This is a genomic window from Pseudomonas sp. RT4P38, assembly GCF_054897765.1.
The window spans coordinates 3,962,544-3,978,783 of the sequence record NZ_CM142703.1 but is presented as its reverse complement, the minus strand read 5'-3'; the positions used below and the strand labels follow the sequence as shown (position 1 = coordinate 3,978,783).

21 protein-coding genes are annotated in these 16,240 nt (G+C 56.7%); 10 read left to right on the top strand and 11 right to left on the bottom strand.

Annotated features, from left to right (window positions below):
* Positions 1 to 13 precede the first annotated feature (13 nt).
* From alkB to ACYZT7_RS18355, 5 genes are all read right to left on the bottom strand, one after another.
* Positions 14 to 679: a DNA oxidative demethylase AlkB gene (gene alkB, locus ACYZT7_RS18375; protein ID WP_462037677.1), complete on the bottom strand. Its 666-nt coding sequence runs from the start codon at positions 677 to 679 to the stop codon at positions 14 to 16.
* Between the two features lie 4 nt (positions 680 to 683).
* Complete coding sequence (locus ACYZT7_RS18370; RefSeq protein WP_462037676.1) at positions 684 to 1,388, bottom strand: 2OG-Fe(II) oxygenase; 705 nt, start codon at positions 1,386 to 1,388, stop codon at positions 684 to 686.
* Positions 1,385 to 1,555, bottom strand: coding sequence for a hypothetical protein (locus ACYZT7_RS18365; RefSeq protein WP_462037675.1), 171 nt, complete (start codon positions 1,553 to 1,555; stop codon positions 1,385 to 1,387). Before ACYZT7_RS18365 ends, ACYZT7_RS18370 begins: the two co-directional genes overlap by 4 nt.
* A gap of 126 nt (positions 1,556 to 1,681) precedes the next feature.
* Positions 1,682 to 1,858, bottom strand: a complete 177-nt coding sequence (locus ACYZT7_RS18360) for a hypothetical protein (protein WP_282375787.1) — start codon at positions 1,856 to 1,858, stop codon at positions 1,682 to 1,684.
* 29 nt (positions 1,859 to 1,887) lie between these two features.
* Positions 1,888 to 2,190 (bottom strand): DUF1883 domain-containing protein, encoded by a 303-nt coding sequence (locus ACYZT7_RS18355; protein ID WP_282375786.1) that lies wholly within the window; start codon positions 2,188 to 2,190, stop codon positions 1,888 to 1,890.
* Positions 2,191 to 2,402: 212 nt separating this feature from the next.
* Here ACYZT7_RS18355 and ACYZT7_RS18350 point away from each other — a divergent pair, with 212 nt between their 5' ends.
* Together ACYZT7_RS18350 and ACYZT7_RS18345 are read left to right on the top strand one after the other, a co-directional pair.
* The gene (locus ACYZT7_RS18350) at positions 2,403 to 2,759 is read left to right on the top strand and encodes a hypothetical protein (RefSeq protein WP_462037674.1); all 357 of its coding nucleotides are present in this window, start codon (positions 2,403 to 2,405) and stop codon (positions 2,757 to 2,759) included.
* A gap of 72 nt (positions 2,760 to 2,831) precedes the next feature.
* A complete protein-coding gene (locus tag ACYZT7_RS18345; protein WP_462037673.1) occupies positions 2,832 to 3,062 on the top strand; it encodes a hypothetical protein in 231 nt (76 codons plus the stop codon).
* Between the two features lie 12 nt (positions 3,063 to 3,074).
* On the opposite strand, the gene ACYZT7_RS18340 is transcribed toward ACYZT7_RS18345, so the two are convergent.
* Entirely contained in the window at positions 3,075 to 3,356 is a 282-nt protein-coding gene (locus tag ACYZT7_RS18340; protein ID WP_462037672.1) for a hypothetical protein, read from the bottom strand.
* 138 nt (positions 3,357 to 3,494) lie between these two features.
* Positions 3,495 to 3,683, bottom strand: a complete 189-nt coding sequence (locus ACYZT7_RS18335; RefSeq protein WP_074876938.1) for a hypothetical protein — start codon at positions 3,681 to 3,683, stop codon at positions 3,495 to 3,497.
* Positions 3,684 to 3,949: 266 nt separating this feature from the next.
* On the opposite strand from ACYZT7_RS18335, the gene galU reads away from it, so the two are divergent.
* The gene (galU, locus tag ACYZT7_RS18330) at positions 3,950 to 4,789 is read left to right on the top strand and encodes a UTP--glucose-1-phosphate uridylyltransferase GalU (RefSeq protein WP_129444518.1); all 840 of its coding nucleotides are present in this window, start codon (positions 3,950 to 3,952) and stop codon (positions 4,787 to 4,789) included.
* 130 nt (positions 4,790 to 4,919) lie between these two features.
* Entirely contained in the window at positions 4,920 to 6,278 is a 1,359-nt protein-coding gene (gene gorA / locus ACYZT7_RS18325) for a glutathione-disulfide reductase (protein WP_462037671.1), read from the top strand.
* Here gorA and ACYZT7_RS18320 read toward each other — a convergent pair.
* Positions 6,275 to 7,294, bottom strand: coding sequence for a DNA-binding protein (locus ACYZT7_RS18320; RefSeq protein WP_462037670.1), 1,020 nt, complete (start codon positions 7,292 to 7,294; stop codon positions 6,275 to 6,277). The two genes, gorA and ACYZT7_RS18320, sit on opposite strands and share 4 nt — an antisense overlap.
* A gap of 178 nt (positions 7,295 to 7,472) precedes the next feature.
* On the opposite strand from ACYZT7_RS18320, the gene ACYZT7_RS18315 reads away from it, so the two are divergent.
* The 3 genes from ACYZT7_RS18315 to ahpF all read left to right on the top strand — a co-directional run bounded on the left by ACYZT7_RS18315 (position 7,473) and on the right by ahpF (position 10,827).
* Complete coding sequence (locus ACYZT7_RS18315; RefSeq protein WP_462037669.1) at positions 7,473 to 8,417, top strand: site-specific integrase; 945 nt, start codon at positions 7,473 to 7,475, stop codon at positions 8,415 to 8,417.
* Positions 8,418 to 8,562: 145 nt separating this feature from the next.
* Positions 8,563 to 9,126: an alkyl hydroperoxide reductase subunit C gene (gene ahpC, locus ACYZT7_RS18310; RefSeq protein WP_008155117.1), complete on the top strand. Its 564-nt coding sequence runs from the start codon at positions 8,563 to 8,565 to the stop codon at positions 9,124 to 9,126.
* 138 nt (positions 9,127 to 9,264) lie between these two features.
* Complete coding sequence (gene ahpF, locus ACYZT7_RS18305; protein ID WP_462037668.1) at positions 9,265 to 10,827, top strand: alkyl hydroperoxide reductase subunit F; 1,563 nt, start codon at positions 9,265 to 9,267, stop codon at positions 10,825 to 10,827.
* 108 nt (positions 10,828 to 10,935) lie between these two features.
* On the opposite strand, the gene gloA is transcribed toward ahpF, so the two are convergent.
* The gene (gene gloA, locus ACYZT7_RS18300; protein ID WP_462037667.1) at positions 10,936 to 11,457 is read right to left on the bottom strand and encodes a lactoylglutathione lyase; all 522 of its coding nucleotides are present in this window, start codon (positions 11,455 to 11,457) and stop codon (positions 10,936 to 10,938) included.
* Between the two features lie 145 nt (positions 11,458 to 11,602).
* Here gloA and ACYZT7_RS18295 point away from each other — a divergent pair, with 145 nt between their 5' ends.
* On the top strand, positions 11,603 to 12,127 hold the full coding sequence (locus ACYZT7_RS18295; protein WP_462037666.1) for a DUF4946 domain-containing protein: 525 nt from the start codon (positions 11,603 to 11,605) through the stop codon (positions 12,125 to 12,127).
* Positions 12,128 to 12,303: 176 nt separating this feature from the next.
* On the opposite strand, the gene ACYZT7_RS18290 is transcribed toward ACYZT7_RS18295, so the two are convergent.
* Complete coding sequence (locus ACYZT7_RS18290; RefSeq protein ID WP_007900052.1) at positions 12,304 to 12,669, bottom strand: histone-like nucleoid-structuring protein, MvaT/MvaU family; 366 nt, start codon at positions 12,667 to 12,669, stop codon at positions 12,304 to 12,306.
* A 324-nt stretch (positions 12,670 to 12,993) separates the two neighbouring features.
* Positions 12,994 to 13,866 (bottom strand): LysR family transcriptional regulator, encoded by an 873-nt coding sequence (locus ACYZT7_RS18285; RefSeq protein WP_462037665.1) that lies wholly within the window; start codon positions 13,864 to 13,866, stop codon positions 12,994 to 12,996.
* 78 nt (positions 13,867 to 13,944) lie between these two features.
* On the opposite strand from ACYZT7_RS18285, the gene ACYZT7_RS18280 reads away from it, so the two are divergent.
* Together ACYZT7_RS18280 and hppD are read left to right on the top strand one after the other, a co-directional pair.
* On the top strand, positions 13,945 to 14,889 hold the full coding sequence (locus ACYZT7_RS18280) for a DMT family transporter (protein ID WP_462037664.1): 945 nt from the start codon (positions 13,945 to 13,947) through the stop codon (positions 14,887 to 14,889).
* Positions 14,890 to 15,141: 252 nt separating this feature from the next.
* Positions 15,142 to 16,218 carry a 4-hydroxyphenylpyruvate dioxygenase gene (gene hppD / locus ACYZT7_RS18275; protein ID WP_462037663.1) on the top strand — a complete coding sequence of 359 codons (1,077 nt, stop codon included), beginning with the start codon at positions 15,142 to 15,144 and terminating at the stop codon, positions 16,216 to 16,218.
* The last annotated feature ends 22 nt before the right edge of the window (positions 16,219 to 16,240 follow it).

The following is a 16,240-nucleotide window of genomic DNA, read 5'->3' as shown; positions in this document are numbered from 1 at the left end:
GAATTCGAAGGCTTCATCCGGCGGTACGAAAGGTGAAGTTGATCCGTTGCTCGCCCAGTCGCGGGTGTTGGCCGTCCTTGATCGGCAAGACGCCGTGATAACGCAAGCGATCCACACCGCCCCAAACCACGATGTCGCCATGTAACAGCGGTACCCGCTGGCTTTTATCGCTGCGCTCGAAGCCGCCGAACAAGAACATCGCCGGCAATCCCAACGACACTGAAACAATGGGCGCAGCGTAGGAAACTTCGTCTTTGTCCTGGTGCAACGACATCTTGGCTCCGGGAACATAACGGTTGATCAGGCAGGAATCAGACACGAAATCCGCAAACCCCGCTTCCCGCGCCGCCGTTTGTGCCAGTTCGAAAAACACCTCGGGCATTTTCGGCCAGGGTTCTCCGGTCAGCGGATCATGGCGGGTATAGCGATAACCGCTGCGGTCGGTGGTCCAGCCCAGCGTGCCGCAACTGCTCAAGGCGACCGACATGGTAAAGCCCCCGGGCGTGATCATCTGTCGAAACGGTGCAGCCGCCAGAACCACGTCCAGTGCGGGCAGCAACTGATCCAGCCAGGGCAGGGCAAAGCCTCTGAGGACGCAGGATTGTTCGCCGATCCGATCGAGCCTGGGTTGCTGCTCGGGTTCGGCGTCGGCAAACAAGTCGAAGGTGGTCGGGTTCATGGGGTCATAACGCGTCGTGAAAGATGATTCCAAGGGTATGCCGTTTTCCACTGTGCAGGCGACTCACGCCGTGGCGCAGGGTGACCCGGTAATAGCCACGAACGCCTTTTACCGGTCGTTGGTTGACGGCAAAGATCAGCGCGTCACCTTTCTTCAGGCCGATGACCTGGGGGCGCGACTGCATCCGCGGGCGCTGTTCCGTCAGCACGAACTCGCCACCGGTGAAATCGTCCTCGGGCTCTGACAGCAGAATCGCCACTTGGAGCGGGAAGACGTGTTCGCCGTACAGGTCCTGATGCAAGCAGTTGTAGTCCTGTGGTCCATAGTGCAGCAACAACGGCGTCGGGCGTTCCTGACCGGCGGCATGGCAGCGCTCGAGGAACGCTTCGTGCGTTTCAGGGAAACGGGTCGGCAGGTCCATGTGCTCGTACCAGCGATTGGCTATCGGCACCAGCCTGGGGTAGAGCGCACTGCGCAAATGGGCGACGACATCCGGCAACGGGTACCTGAAGTATTTGTACTCGCCACGGCCAAAGCCGTGACGAGCCATGACCACTTGCGAGCGAAACGGTTCGGGGCGGGCATACAGTGCGCTGATTTCCTCGCACGTATTGTGGCTTAAAAGCGACCTGATGATCGCGCAGCCATCCTGATCGAGTTGCTGTTGCAGTGTGGCCCAGTCCAGTCCATCGAGAAATGGCTCGTTCATCGCTGCGACTCACGATCAAGCAATTGCCGTTTGCGCTCCAGCCCGCGTTCCAGCGTTGCCAGGTCATCACCGAGCAACAGCGCGCACAGACCTTCGGCGCTGAATGCGAGCAGCAAGACGCCAAGGCTGGAACTGCCGCTGATAATGCGAATCGAGGAAGCACACATGTTCTGACTCCTTAACCAAAGGTTGAGGTGGCCAGTCTAGGGCGCGGTGAGAGGGTGATCACTCCGGCGCTTGCGGTCGAATTTCAGACGGGGGAGCAGACGTCCTTGTTGTCGCTCCGGATCCCGTTACAGTGCTTTGCTGACGCTGATTTCGCTGATGACGTCTTCGCTGGAACCATGAATGGCGTCCAGCGCGGCCTTGGCTTCTTCTTCGGTGCCTTTTTCAAGCTGGGCAAATTCGAAGCGACGCTCACCGTTGAGTTTGTATTTGATGACGTATTTGGTCGTTTGGGCCACGGTCATAGCTGCCTGGTTCTCGTGCTGGGTGTCACTCAGCTCAGTTTCGTGCTGGAGCGGCGGATGATCTTGATGGTGTGAGTCAGGGTCGGTGTGCGAGTCACGCTGATCGGCCGGCGGTTGACCGTGTCGATGGTGATGTTCCAGAAACCGGTGCTCGGTGCAGTAATCCGCGCCGGGAAAGTGTCGAATGCACCGCCGTGGTAAGTGTGGCGACCGCCATTCTTGAAGCTGCGGAAATTGGCGTCGTTCATCAAGCGGATGTTGCATGTTTGGGAGCATTGAATGACGACGATGTCGTCTTCGTTGAGGTGCTCGCGTTGGTGGATAAATTTCATGAGGCGCCTCCAGAAGGGCTTTTTCTACAAAATCAAAACGATAGCATGGGCGATTGGCGCAGTTTATCAGCCCGAACGGGTTATTATCCGGTCGTCGAGGTCCGCTTTGACAATTAAAAACAGTTATTCGGAATTCTATGAGCGATAAACGCAGCAAGCCTCGGAGAAAAACAGCATTTGTACTGTCGGAGTGTCTTTATCGGAGGTGTTGTATGAAGTGGGGTGTGCTGATCCTGCCTATGGCGTTAGCGATGAGTGGCTGTGCGAGTGTCTCGGAGATCAATGAGTCGCTGCCCACCATGAGCGTGATTTCAGGCAAGAAACCTCACGAGTACGCGCAATGCCTGACCGAAAAACTGGCCAGCAGCCGGGGAGCCCTGCAAGTCGAGCCGCACAAGGACGGTGTGCGAGTCATCGTGCCGCAGAAGTTCTCCTCAGGCCCGGCCGCGGTATTTGATATCGAAGACCGATCCACGGGCAGCAGCATCAAGTTGCATGAGCGCATCTCCAATGTGCCGTTGCGCCCAATGGATGTGCGCAATGCCGCTACTGCGTGCATTTCCGGCTGATAGACTGTCGCGAGTCAGCACCGATGCCGCCAAAGCAGCGCTTTGGCGGCATTGTCATTTCTGGAGTCGAGCATGAAGCGAGAGCAGGTACGGGAGTGCCATGCAGAGGGTCACATTTCTGCCACCCACGTCATTCAAAATCCGGCGAATCCGGGAGAATGGATTGTGTTTTTCAAGAAAAGCGCCGGGCGCAGCTATTTTCTGGTGGATGATAACGATGAAGTCGAATCCTTCAGTCGTCTCGACGATTTGATCGAGACGGTGCGCGGCCTCGGGATCAAGTTCGCCGAAATTCACATGTAGGGCTGGGGCGCCTTACTTGCAGACCACCACGACACTGCGGTTCTTGTAGTTACCGACGTCGACGCCCAGGGTCTTGTCGCTTTCCTGGGTCGAAGGTGTTCCGTCGGTACCGACGATTCGATAACCGGTGCCGGCGCAAGAGGCATCGGCTTTTTCATAGCAGGTCGCCCAAGAGTTGGCTTCCCCGGAGCAATCAATGGCCAGGCCTTGTTCGCCGTTGTTCAGGTAAGTCGTTTCGGAAGTGGCGCAGCCGCTCAGGGCCAGTACCGCAATCAGTGGAAAAAATTTATTCATGTCGTTGTCGTCGTCAGGATGATGGGGCTGAGTCTGTGACAGCGCTGGCATCAAAAGGTTATAGCGAATGGCCACTTGGTTGCAGGCAATCACAAAAAAGCCCTGCGCGAGCAGGGCTTGGGTCGAGTCGGGTGCTTCTCAGGACTTGTCCTTGCCGCGACGCTTCGGGGCTGGGTGTTCGAGCTCCAATACGGATGCCACCTCAATCGCCGACGCTTCGGTAGGGAATGGCCCGGCGATATTTTCGCCGCCTGCGCTGTCTACCCACCACTGGCCGTCTTTTGCCTGATTGATCAGGAACCCGTTGACACTTTTTGCTTCCGACATCTATCTGCCTCGTTGACTGGTTCAATCGCGCAATGATAGCGCCAAATGCACTCAACCGGTGCTGATGGTGTAGGGTTGTGCGATTCGTGGCCGTGCAGATCTGATGGTCTGTGCTATCTATAAAGGCTGCGGAGCTATCTCGGGAACTATCCGCGAGAATATTTCTCTATGATGGCATCGGTTAGCCAGTGCGGGGCATTGTAAGGTGCACGCCGCCTGATTAGACTGCGCCGAAACTCGTACACACAGCCCTATCAAGGACTTTTATGATCAAGAAATGCTTGTTCCCAGCAGCCGGTTACGGTACTCGCTTCCTGCCAGCGACTAAAGCCATGCCCAAAGAAATGCTGCCGGTGGTAAACAAGCCACTGATCCAGTACGGCGTCGAAGAAGCACTGGACGCTGGGTTGACTGAAATCTCCATCGTCACCGGTCGCGGCAAACGCGCTCTGGAAGACCACTTTGACATCAGCTACGAGCTGGAAAACCAGATCAAGGGCACCGACAAGGAAAAATACCTGGTCGGTATCCGTAAACTATTGGACGAGTGCTCGTTCTCCTACACCCGTCAGACCGAAATGAAAGGCTTGGGCCACGCGATCCTGACTGGCCGCCCACTGATCGGTGACGAACCGTTCGCGGTAGTGCTGGCGGACGACTTGTGCGTCAACCTCGAAGGCGATGGCGTCCTGACCCAGATGGTCAAGCTGTACGAGCAGTATCGCTGCACCATCGTTGCGATCCAGGAAGTGGATCCGCAGGAAACCAACAAGTACGGCGTGATCTCCGGCGAGCTGATTGCTGATGATTTGTACCGCGTTCGCAACATGGTCGAAAAACCAGCCCCGGAAGACGCACCGTCGAACCTGGCGATCATCGGTCGTTACATCCTGACGCCGGATATTTTCGAGCTGATCAAGCAAACCGAGCCAGGCAAAGGTGGCGAGATTCAAATCACCGACGCCCTGATGAAGCAGGCGAAAAACGGTTGCGTGATTGCCTACAAGTTCAAGGGCAAGCGTTTTGACTGCGGTGGCGCTGAAGGCTACATCGAGGCCACCAACTTCTGCTTCGAGAACTTCTACAAGACTGGCAAGGCTTACTGATAGCCTTTGACCCACTTGTATTGAAAAGCCACCTTCGGGTGGCTTTTTCATTTTCCGTCCCCATATCGTTTGCAGCGCTTGCCCAACGGACGTCTGCGGGTATGCTTGTGGACTGCCGAGGAGATTGAAAATGGCCTACGATTTTGACCTTTATGTGATTGGCGCTGGTTCCGGCGGTGTGCGGGCTGCGCGTTTTGCTGCCGGTTTTGGCGCGAAAGTGGCTGTGGCCGAGAGCCGCTACCTGGGTGGCACTTGTGTGAACGTCGGCTGTGTGCCGAAAAAGCTGTTGGTCTACGGCGCACACTTCGCCGAAGACTTCGAGCAGTCGAAAGGTTTTGGCTGGACGCCGGGCGAAGCGAAGTTCGATTGGGCGACGCTTATCGCCAACAAGGATCGCGAGATCAATCGCTTGAATGGCATCTATCGCAACCTGCTGGTTAACAGCGGCGTGACCTTGCATGAAGGCCACGCCAAGATCGTTGATCCGCACCGGATCGAGATCAATGGCGAGCGCTACACCGCCAAAAACATCCTGATTGCTACCGGTGGATGGCCACAGATTCCGGAGATTCCGGGGCACGAACACGCGATCAGCTCCAACCAGGCGTTTTTCCTCAAAGAACTGCCCAAGCGCGTTCTGGTGGTGGGCGGTGGTTATATCGCCGTCGAATTCGCCGGGATCTTCCACGGCCTGGGCGCCGAGACCACGTTGCTTTATCGCGGTGAGCTATTCCTGCGTGGCTTCGACGGTGCAGTGCGCAAGCACCTGCAGGAAGAACTGACCAAGCGCGGCATGGACCTGCAGTTCAACGCCGACATCGAACGTATCGACAAGCAGTCCGATGGCAGCCTGAAGGTGACGCTCAAGGATGGCCGTGTGCTGGAGGCGGATTGTGTGTTCTACGCCACGGGTCGACGCCCGATGCTCGACAATCTTGGGTTGGAAAACACTGGCGTCAAACTCGACAAGAAAGGTTTCGTCGAGGTCGACGAGCAGTATCAGACCGCCGAACCGTCGATCCTGGCACTTGGCGATGTGATCGGTCGGGTTCAGCTGACGCCGGTGGCGTTGGCGGAAGGCATGGCCGTGGCGCGACGTTTGTTCAAACCTGAGCAATATCGCCCGGTGGATTACAAGATGATCCCGACCGCAGTGTTCAGTTTGCCGAACATCGGCACGGTCGGTTTCACCGAGGAAGAGGCCCGGGAGGCCGGTCACGATGTGGTGATCTTCGAAAGCCGCTTCCGTCCAATGAAACTGACCCTGACCGAATGCCAGGAGCGCACCCTGATGAAACTGGTGGTGGACGCCAAGACCGACAAGGTTCTTGGCTGTCACATGGTCGGTCCGGAGGCTGGAGAAATTGTGCAGGGCTTGGCGATCGCCTTGAAAGCGGGTGCCACCAAACGCGATTTCGATGAAACCATCGGCGTACACCCGACTGCCGCCGAAGAGTTCGTCACCATGCGCACGCCGGTCGCGGGTTAATCGTCCTTTTGGGGCTCTGATGCGTCTGGCGCTGTCGCAATGACGGCCGCCAGGCGCACGCTCTCATCGAGGCTCGCCTGAGTCTTGAACAACTCAATTTCCAGCGCTTTGTTTATCTGCGACTGCTCATCGACGCTCTGTTTCAGCGACTGGCTTTCCAGCAGGGCAGCGCGCAAGCGTTCCTGGAGGAGGGTGCGTTCGCTGTCGATACGGTTGACCTGTTCCAGCAGTTGATCCTGTCGAGCGTTGGTTTGCTTGAGTTGATCCTGCAGCAGGCTCAACTCTCGCAGGGTGCCGCGGTTCTCCGTTAGCAAACGCTCATTGTCGCGGTGCAGTTGCGTGATCTCATCCTGACGCACCAATGCGCTCTGCTGGGCCTGGCGCAATTCCATCTGAATCTGCTGCACCTGGCTTTCGTGGCGACGTTGCTCCTGCTCGCGCTGTTCTTTGACTGCGTTGCGATAGTGTTCCAGTGCGTCACGAGCATGTAGGTGTTTCTCTTCAAGGGAGCGGATCTGCTCGTCCTTGTCTTTCAAGCGTAATTCGAAATCGGCCAATGCCTGGTTCAGCCCGGCGTTGCGGGTTTGCTCGGTCTGCAAGATGGAGCGGGTTTCTTGCAGTGCCTCGGATTCCTGAGTCAGTGCCAGGCTTTGAATCTCGTACTGCTGATGCAATTCGCCATTGGCTTGTTGAGCTTCCTTCAGCTGTATTTCCAGCTCTTTTCGCTGCTGATCGAACTGCGCGCGTGCCTGATCGATGGGCTCCTGAGCCTGCTCCTTGAGTCTTTGTGCCAACCGCGAGACCAGGCCTGCCAGCTCATCATCAATAGGTTCCGGCAGCACTTCGGCGCGCTCGACGCCGTCATCCAGCTCCTTCAAATAGCGATGAATCGTGGTTTTCGAGCCCGTATTGCCCATCTCGATCCGTACCGCATCAATGCTTGGATTTTCGCCGCGAGCCAAAATTGCCAGGCGTGCTGCCTGGACCACTGCTTTGTTTACGCCGCCACGAGCCATGAGCTCTCCTACGATTTCGTACTGTGGTACATACCACTTAAGTACACAATGTACCACGCCGCATGAAAACTTAAAATACGACAAGTATTCATGCGGGATATACTGGTATTACCCCGTGTGATGGGTCCAGTAACGCGTTTTCACCCGCCAAAGCGGTACGTTTTAGAGAGTTGAGCCGATGACTGAGCTGGATCGTTACCTGCAAGCCGCCACCCGCGACAACACCCGTCGCAGCTACCGGGCGGCTATCGAGCATTTTGAAGTCAGTTGGGGCGGCTTCCTGCCGGCGACCAGCGACAGCGTCGCGCGCTACCTCGTCGCTCATGCGGGTGTGCTGTCGATCAATACCTTGAAGTTGCGTTTGTCAGCACTGGCGCAATGGCACAACAGTCAGGGTTTTCCTGACCCGACCAAGGCGCCGGTGGTGCGCCAAGTCTTCAAGGGCATTCGCGCGCTACACCCGGCTCAGGAGAAACAGGCCCAGCCATTGCAGCTTCAGCATCTCGAGCAGGTGGTTGCCTGGCTGGAGCGGGAGGCTACAGAAGCAAAGGTTCAAAATGATCAACCTGCACTCCTGCGGGCCAGGCGAGACACGGCGCTGATCCTGTTGGGCTTCTGGCGCGGCTTTCGTAGCGATGAGTTGTGCCGGTTACAGATCGAGCACGTGCAAGCGGCTGCCGGCTCAGGCATCACGCTCTATTTGCCGCGATCCAAGAGTGACCGCGAAAACCTCGGCAAGACTTACCAGACGCCTGCGTTGCAGCGTCTGTGCCCGGTGCAGGCGTACATCGACTGGATCACCGAAGCCGCGTTGGTTCGTGGACCGGTATTCCGGGGCATCGACCGTTGGGGCCACCTGAGCGAGGAGGAGCTGCACGCCAACAGCGTGATTCCGTTACTGCGCCAGGCGCTGGAGCGTGCCGGCATCCCGGCCGAGCACTACACCAGTCACTCCTTGCGGCGCGGCTTTGCCACCTGGGCGCATCAGAGCGGTTGGGACTTGAAGTCGTTGATGAGTTACGTGGGCTGGAAGGATATGAAGTCCGCCATGCGCTATGTTGAAGCCAGCCCGTTTCTCGGGATGACACCGCTCGCGGAAAAAACCATTGGCGCTGCTAAGTAAGTTTTCTTCTATTAATACGTTCGGCTAATAGCGAAAACCAATGAGCAGCATGAGCTTTGCCAATGAGCCATCCGGCAATCGAGTCGGTAGGATTCACTCCATCAACTTCTCAACCAAACTTTTCAACCCTGACGGAGAGTCATCGATGCCTATCATCAACAGCCAAGTTAAACCGTTCAAAGCTACCGCCTACAAAAATGGCGACTTCGTACAAGTGTCGGACGCTGACCTGAAAGGCAAGTGGTCTGTGGTGTTCTTCTACCCAGCCGACTTCACCTTCGTTTGCCCGACCGAACTGGAAGACCTGGCTGACAACTACGACGCATTCCAGAAGCTGGGCGTCGAAATCTACAGCGTTTCCACCGATACCCACTTTGCCCATGCTGCCTGGCACAACACTTCGCCAGCCATCGGCAAAATCCAGTACACCATGATCGGCGACCCGACTCACGCCATCTCCCGCAACTTCGACGTGCTGATCGAAGAAGCAGGTCTGGCTGACCGTGGCACCTTCGTGATCAACCCTGAAGGTCAGATCAAAATCGTCGAGCTGAACGACGGCGGTGTGGGTCGTGACGCTTCCGAACTGCTGCGCAAAATCAAGGCTGCTCAGTACGTCGCTGCTCACCCAGGCCAGGTTTGCCCAGCCAAGTGGAAAGAAGGCGAGGCCACTCTGGCTCCGTCCCTGGACCTGGTCGGCAAGATCTAAGTCTGTGAAAAAAGCATCACCAGGGCGGGTTTCCGCACCTAAGTAAGCTGCAACCGCCCTTTAAAAAACGCCCGGGCGAGATTCGCTCGGGCGTTTTTTTTCGAATCGACTTTTTACAAAATCAAGGAAATCGCCCGTATGTTGGACGCCAATCTTAAAGCCCAGTTGAAGTCATACCTGGAACGGGTCACCCAGCCGATCGAGATCATTGCATCCCTCGACGACGGTGCGAAATCCCAGGAAATGCTCGCATTACTGAAAGACGTTGCCAGTCTTTCTACCCAAATTACCTTGCTCGATAACGGTGACGATGCACGTAAACCATCGTTCTCGATCAACCGCCCGGGTGCCGATATCAGCCTGCGTTTCGCCGGCATCCCGATGGGCCACGAATTCACATCCTTGGTGCTGGCCTTGCTGCAAGTCGGCGGTCACCCTTCGAAAGCCAGCGTCGATGTGATTGAACAGATCCGTTCGCTCAAAGGCGAGTTCAGCTTCGAGACTTACTTCTCGCTGTCCTGCCAGAACTGCCCGGACGTGGTCCAGGCGTTGAACTTAATGGCCGTGCTCAACCCGAACATCCGCCACGTCGCTATCGACGGCGCGCTGTTCCAGGCCGAAGTCGATGATCGTCAGATCATGGCCGTGCCAAGCGTTTACCTGAACGGCGTGAACTTCGGCCAAGGCCGCATGGGCCTGGAAGAAATCCTCGCCAAAATCGACACCAGCGGTATCGAGCGTCAGGCCGAGAAGATCAGCGCCAAAGAAGCGTTTGACGTACTGGTCGTCGGTGGTGGCCCGGCCGGTGCTTCTGCCGCGATCTACGCAGCCCGTAAAGGCATTCGCACTGGTGTGGCAGCCGAACGTTTTGGTGGGCAGGTGCTGGACACCATGGCCATCGAGAACTTCATCTCCGTGCAGGAAACCGAAGGGCCAAAACTGGCTGTGGCGCTGGAAGAGCACGTCAAGCAATACGACGTCGACATCATGAACCTGCAACGCGCCGACAAGTTGGTGCCGGGCAAGAACGGCGAGCTGCACGAAATTCACTTCGCCAGCGGCGCGACCCTGAAAGCCAAGACTGTGATCCTGGCGACCGGTGCGCGGTGGCGTGAAATGAACGTCCCGGGTGAGCAGCAATACCGCAACAAAGGCGTGGCGTACTGCCCGCACTGCGACGGACCGCTGTTCAAGGGCAAGCGCGTGGCGGTGATTGGCGGCGGCAACTCAGGCGTCGAAGCGGCCATCGACCTGGCAGGTATCGTGTCCCACGTAACGCTGCTGGAGTTTGATGTTCAGCTGCGCGCCGATGCGGTCTTGCAGCGCAAGTTGCACAGCCTGCCGAACGTCACCGTCATCACCAGTGCGCAAACCACTGAGGTGATGGGCGACGGTCAGAAAGTCAACGGCCTGCGTTACAAGGATCGCCAGTCGGACGAACTGCGTAGCATCGAGCTGGAAGGGATCTTCGTGCAGATCGGTCTGTTGCCCAACACAGACTGGCTCAAAGGCACCATCGAGTTGTCGCCTCGCGGTGAGATCATCGTCGATGCCCGCGGTGAAACCTCGATGCCAGGTGTGTTCGCAGCCGGTGACGTGACCACCGTGCCGTACAAGCAGATTGTGATTGCGGTGGGCGAGGGCGCCAAAGCCTCCCTGAGCGCATTCGATCACTTGATCCGGACGTCGGCCCCGGCATAAAACCCGACGCTGAAAACACAAAACCCCATGATCGCTCATGGGGTTTTTTGTGTCTCACACTGATCGTACCCGCGCTCTGCGTGGGAATGCAGTCCGCGTCCCTTTTTTTTACATTGGAGCAGGCTGAATGATTTCAACCCAGTAAGCATCCGGGTCCTTGATGAACGCCAGGCTCTTCATGCGGCCGTCATCCAGGCGTTTCTGGAAATCGCAGCCCAGCGCTTCGAAGCGCTCGCAGGCAGCGCGGATGTCTGGCACCGAGATGCAGATGTGGCCAAAACCGCGCGGGTCAGTGTTGCCGTTGTGGTAGGCGAAATCAGCGTCGTTCTCGGTGCCGTGGTTGTGGGTCAACTCAAGAATGCCGGGGATCGACTTCATCCACTCGGTGCGAGCAGCGGCGTCGGCCGGGATCTGGCTTTTCTCAACCAGCGCAAGGAAGTACAGGCTGAACTCGGCTTCCGGGAAGTCGCGTTTTTCTACCAGCGAGAAACCCAGGATGCGCGTGTAGAAATCCAGGGACTTGGTGATGTCCTTGACCCGCAGCATGGTGTGGTTGAAGACGAACTTCTGGGTGGCGGTGTCAGGTTGGGAAGTCACGCCTGGGAAGGTGTTCAATTCGTGCAGGCTCATGGGCCCTCCGGAAAATAAGTGGGGCTAACGAATGGCGACAATGATACGCAAGGGCTCGGGCATCACCAAACCCAAACCGTCGGCTATTGCCTGACAGACGGGCGAGGCTCAAACTTTACGGTTCTATCCGTGAGTATTCATCGCAATGACTCGATTCTGTAAATCGACCTTCGTCCTGTTTGGTGTGCTTTCAGCGATTGCCTGCGCTCACGCAGACGAGCCAATCGTGACCTGGCCCAACGGCTGGGAGGTCGAATCCGTCCCGAAAGATGACACCAACACCCAGGTGTTCCGCCAGCGCGCGGTGAAAAACGATCAGGGCGGCACGCCGGTGATGGTGATGGAGTTGACCATGACTCAGGTGGAAAGCGGTCATCGGGTGGATCTGCAAGGCGTGTTGCTGGAGATGCGCAAGTCGGTGCAGAAGGACTTCTTTCAAGGCGGTTATCAAAGTGTCTGCAACAAGATTCATCCGACCACCTTGAGCCGCTTATCAGCGCTGGAAACTACCTGCACGATCACGCAGAACGGAAGGCATGTGCTCTCTCAAACATTGGTTGCCGCCGTGGATGCCGATAAGGCCTATGTTCTTTCCTACGCGGGGCAGGCAGAGGTTTATAAGGCAAGCCAGGATGAAATAGAGGCAGCTCGTAACAGCTTGAAACTTTAGTTAAGGATTTCAATGGCCGCCGGTTTCAGCGCATTCTGAAATTTTTTAGATACCCAAAGGGATTAAACCCAAAGTTATTCAACAAGTAACGAGTTAATCGGCGTCAATCGTTGCATTTAGAAGGCGTCCATGAAAAAGCCCTGCATTGGCAGGGCTTTTTTTGTCACCGCGAGTGCTTAGCCGCGCAGCCAGGAATCAACGGTAGCTGCACCGTATTGTTCCTTCCAGGCTTTCAGGCCGCGGTGGTTGCCACCCTTGGTTTCAATCAGTTCCCCGGTGTGCGGATTCTGATAAACCTTGACCACGCGAGCGCGGCGGGTTTTAGGCGCTGTTGCCTGTTGCAGGCCGGATTTTGCCGGGTTCGGATCGAGAATGGCGATGATGTCGCGCAGGCTCTTGCCGTAGGTTTTCATCAGCCCCTGGAGCTTTTCTTCGAATTCGATTTCTTTCTTGAGCCCGGCATCGTTCTTCAGGGATTCCAGCTGTTTAAGCTGCTCTTGAAGGGCCTTTTCAGCTGCACGAAATTCAGCGAGTCTGGACAATATCTTTACTCCAATAGTGTGTTTGGCTGATACCAACCGCAAACAAAGCTATAAGCCAAGAGCCTTGAAGCGACTCGGTGATAGTGGCTCACCTGCCAATCTTGCGCAGGCATGAAAAATTGTAGTAGTTAATTGGCCAAGAGTAAATCCTGTCTTTTTCTTCATGTAACAACAGTAGTATTTTGATTCAAATGGGTGAACGGTCTCCTTGTCTCGTCGCTTAGAGCCGCTAGTTAATGGTGACTTAATGCGTTAATGAACTCTGCGCCGGGCATCGGCCGGCCGAACAGATAACCTTAAGTTGGCTCTTGGCGCGTGTGCCGCTCAGCGGTAGTTCAGACCTTCGGCCAATTTGATAAAAGCCAGCGCTGCAGGTGATGACTGGCGCTGGTCCAGCACCGCCAGACCAACCTGACGTGAGACCGGAGGCGACAGTGGTTTTTTCACGTAGCGACTGTCGAGGTCGTCGGGCAATGAGCCTTCAGCGACGACCGTCAGCGCATCACCTCGGCCAACGGTATCCAGCGTACTCAGGAGTTGCGAGCAGCGATAACGAATGTTCGGTGTGAGCCGGGCGGCGCTGAACAGTCGCGACACCAGGTCCGAAGAACCGGCCTCGGTCAACACAAAGGGGTCGTTACACAAATCGCTCAAGCTCAGGCTGTCGCGGCGGGCCAGTGGATGATCGACGGGCAGCAGCGCGACCATTTGGTCTTCGATCAGCGCAAAGGTGTCGAACCGATCCTCGGGCAACACCACAAAGCCGATATCGATACGCCGCTCCTCCAGCCACTGGATCACCTGCCGGTCCGGGCCTTCGTCTATATGGACCTCGATGCCCGGGTGAGCCGCGCGGTAGTGCTGAAGGATCAGCGGCAGCAGTTTGATTGATGAGGTCGGGCCGAACGAGCCGATGCGCAAGGTGCCGCGTTTCATCCCGCGAGCATCGGCCGCTTCCTGGCGCAAGGTGTTGGCCAGGCCCAGCATCGCCCGGGCACGCGTCAAAAGCTGTTGGCCGATGTCGCTGAGTTCGACCTGGGACTGATGCCGACGCAGCAGCTCCACGCCCAATTCCTGTTCCAGCGACTTGAGGGCGTGAGAAACCGCGGATTGGGAAATCCCCAAGCGATTGGCTGCCGCGGTAAAACCGTGAAGCTCGGCTACCAGAGAAAAAATCTCCAGTTGGGTAAGGGTCATGAGTGTTTACTCATTTTACGATGACAGAGTATTAGTCGAATGATACGCCATCTCCCCGAAATCTTGGTCTGGAAACCTATGACAACCTGTGAGCAAAGCCTGTCCAACCCTTCGCAAGTGCCGGTTTATCTGAAACTGGCCGCAGTCACCATGATCTGGGGCGGCACCTTTGTCGCCGGGCGTTTTCTGTCTGATAGTCTCAGCCCCTTGTTTGCCGCCAGCCTGCGATTCTTGCTGGCCAGCGTGGCGTTGGCGGTATTTCTGCTCCTGGCCCGCGTGCCTCTCGCCCGGCCCAGTCCCAGGCAATGGCTGCAATTGGCGCTGCTGGGTTTATTCGGGATCTTCTTCTACAACCTGTGCTTCTTTTATGGCTTGCACTACATCAATGCCTCGCGGGCGTCATTGATCGTGGCGTTGAACCCGGCGGTGATCGGCCTGGCATCATGGTTGTTATTCAAGGAGCGCTTGAGCCGAGTGAAAGTCATCGGAATCGCGATCTGTATTGCCGGGGCGGGCCTGGTGATCGTCAGCCGTAACCCGCAATTGTTGACTGGCAATCCCGATGCCTGGATCGGCGATCTGTTGATATTCGGCTGTGTTCTGGGCTGGGGCGTTTATTCGCTGTTCTCCAAAGATCTGAATCAAACCCTGGGACCGGTGCAAACGGTGACGTACTCGATTCTGTTGGGCACGCTGATGCTGTGGGTGACCAGTGCTGTTCGCGGTGAGTTGAGTGTTGCTGCACTTGCCAGCCTCGGGCCAAAGCAATGGTTGAGCCTGATGTACCTGGGCGTATTGGGCTCGGCGCTGGCTTACATTGGTTATTACGACGGCATTCGCAAAATCGGCGCGACGCGCTCAGGCGTGTTCATCGCCCTGAACCCGCTGACCGCGGTGATCCTCGGTGCGCTGCTGTTGGGTGAGCAGTTGACCCTGGCGATGTGCCTGGGAGGAGGGCTGATCCTCGCGGGGATTTTCCTGTGCAACAAACCCCTTGCGCGAGCAGGGAAAAAGGGGATTTGATACAGAAGGCGGACAAACCTATTTACGCTGTGTAGAATCGGGTTACGCATACAAGAATAATCGTCTTCTGGCAGCAGAAGCCTCGCCCGCAAGAGCCTTGGGTCGACAATGAAGAGTTTCGGGTTTCAATTGATCTACGGTGACTTCCTCGCCCGCAGCGTGCGGGGCATCTCCTGCGCGCCACCCGCCGGTCTCAGCATTGCTAGCAACTAACGATTCGTTAATTGACAAGAAAATGATGAGGCGCCAACCATGGCAGATTTATACGAAAACCCAATGGGCCTGATGGGCTTTGAATTCATCGAGTTCGCATCGCCGACCCCGAACACCCTGGAGCCGATCTTTGAGATCATGGGCTTCACCAAGGTCGCGACCCACCGATCCAAAGATGTGCACCTGTATCGCCAGGGCCAGATCAACCTGATCCTCAACAACGAACCTCACAGCGTCGCTTCGTACTTCGCGGCCGAGCACGGTCCGTCGGTGTGCGGCATGGCGTTCCGCGTCAAGAATGCTCAGCAGGCGTTTGCCCGAGCCCAGGAGCTTGGCGCCCAGCCGATTCACATCGAAACCGGCCCGATGGAACTGAACCTGCCGGCGATCAAAGGCATCGGCGGCGCGCCGCTGTACCTGATCGACCGTTTCGGCGAAGGCAGTTCGATCTACGACATCGACTTCGTGTTTATCGAAGGCGTTGACCGCAACCCGGAAGGGGCGGGGCTTAAAATCATCGACCACCTGACCCACAACGTGTATCGCGGTCGCATGGCCTACTGGGCCAACTTCTACGAGAAGCTGTTCAACTTCCGCGAGATCCGTTATTTCGACATCAAAGGCGAATACACCGGCCTGACCTCCAAGGCTATGACCGCGCCGGACGGCATGATCCGCATCCCGCTGAACGAAGAGTCGTCCAAGGGTGCCGGGCAGATCGAAGAATTCCTGATGCAGTTCAACGGCGAGGGCATTCAGCACGTGGCCTTCCTGTCCGATGACCTGATCAAGACCTGGGATCATTTGAAAAGCATTGGCATGCGCTTCATGACCGCGCCGCCGGAAACCTATTACGAAATGCTCGAAGGTCGTTTGCCGAACCACGGCGAGCCGGTTGATCAACTGCAATCGCGCGGCATTCTGCTGGACGGTTCGTCCGAGTCGGGCGACAAGCGTCTGCTGCTGCAGATCTTCTCCGAAACCCTGATGGGCCCGGTGTTCTTCGAGTTCATCCAGCGTAAAGGTGACGATGGTTTCGGCGAAGGCAACTTCAAGGCGTTGTTCGAATCCATCGAACGCGACCAGGTTCGTCGTGGCGTGCTTTCCACCGACTAAGCCGTTTCAGATGTAAAAAAGC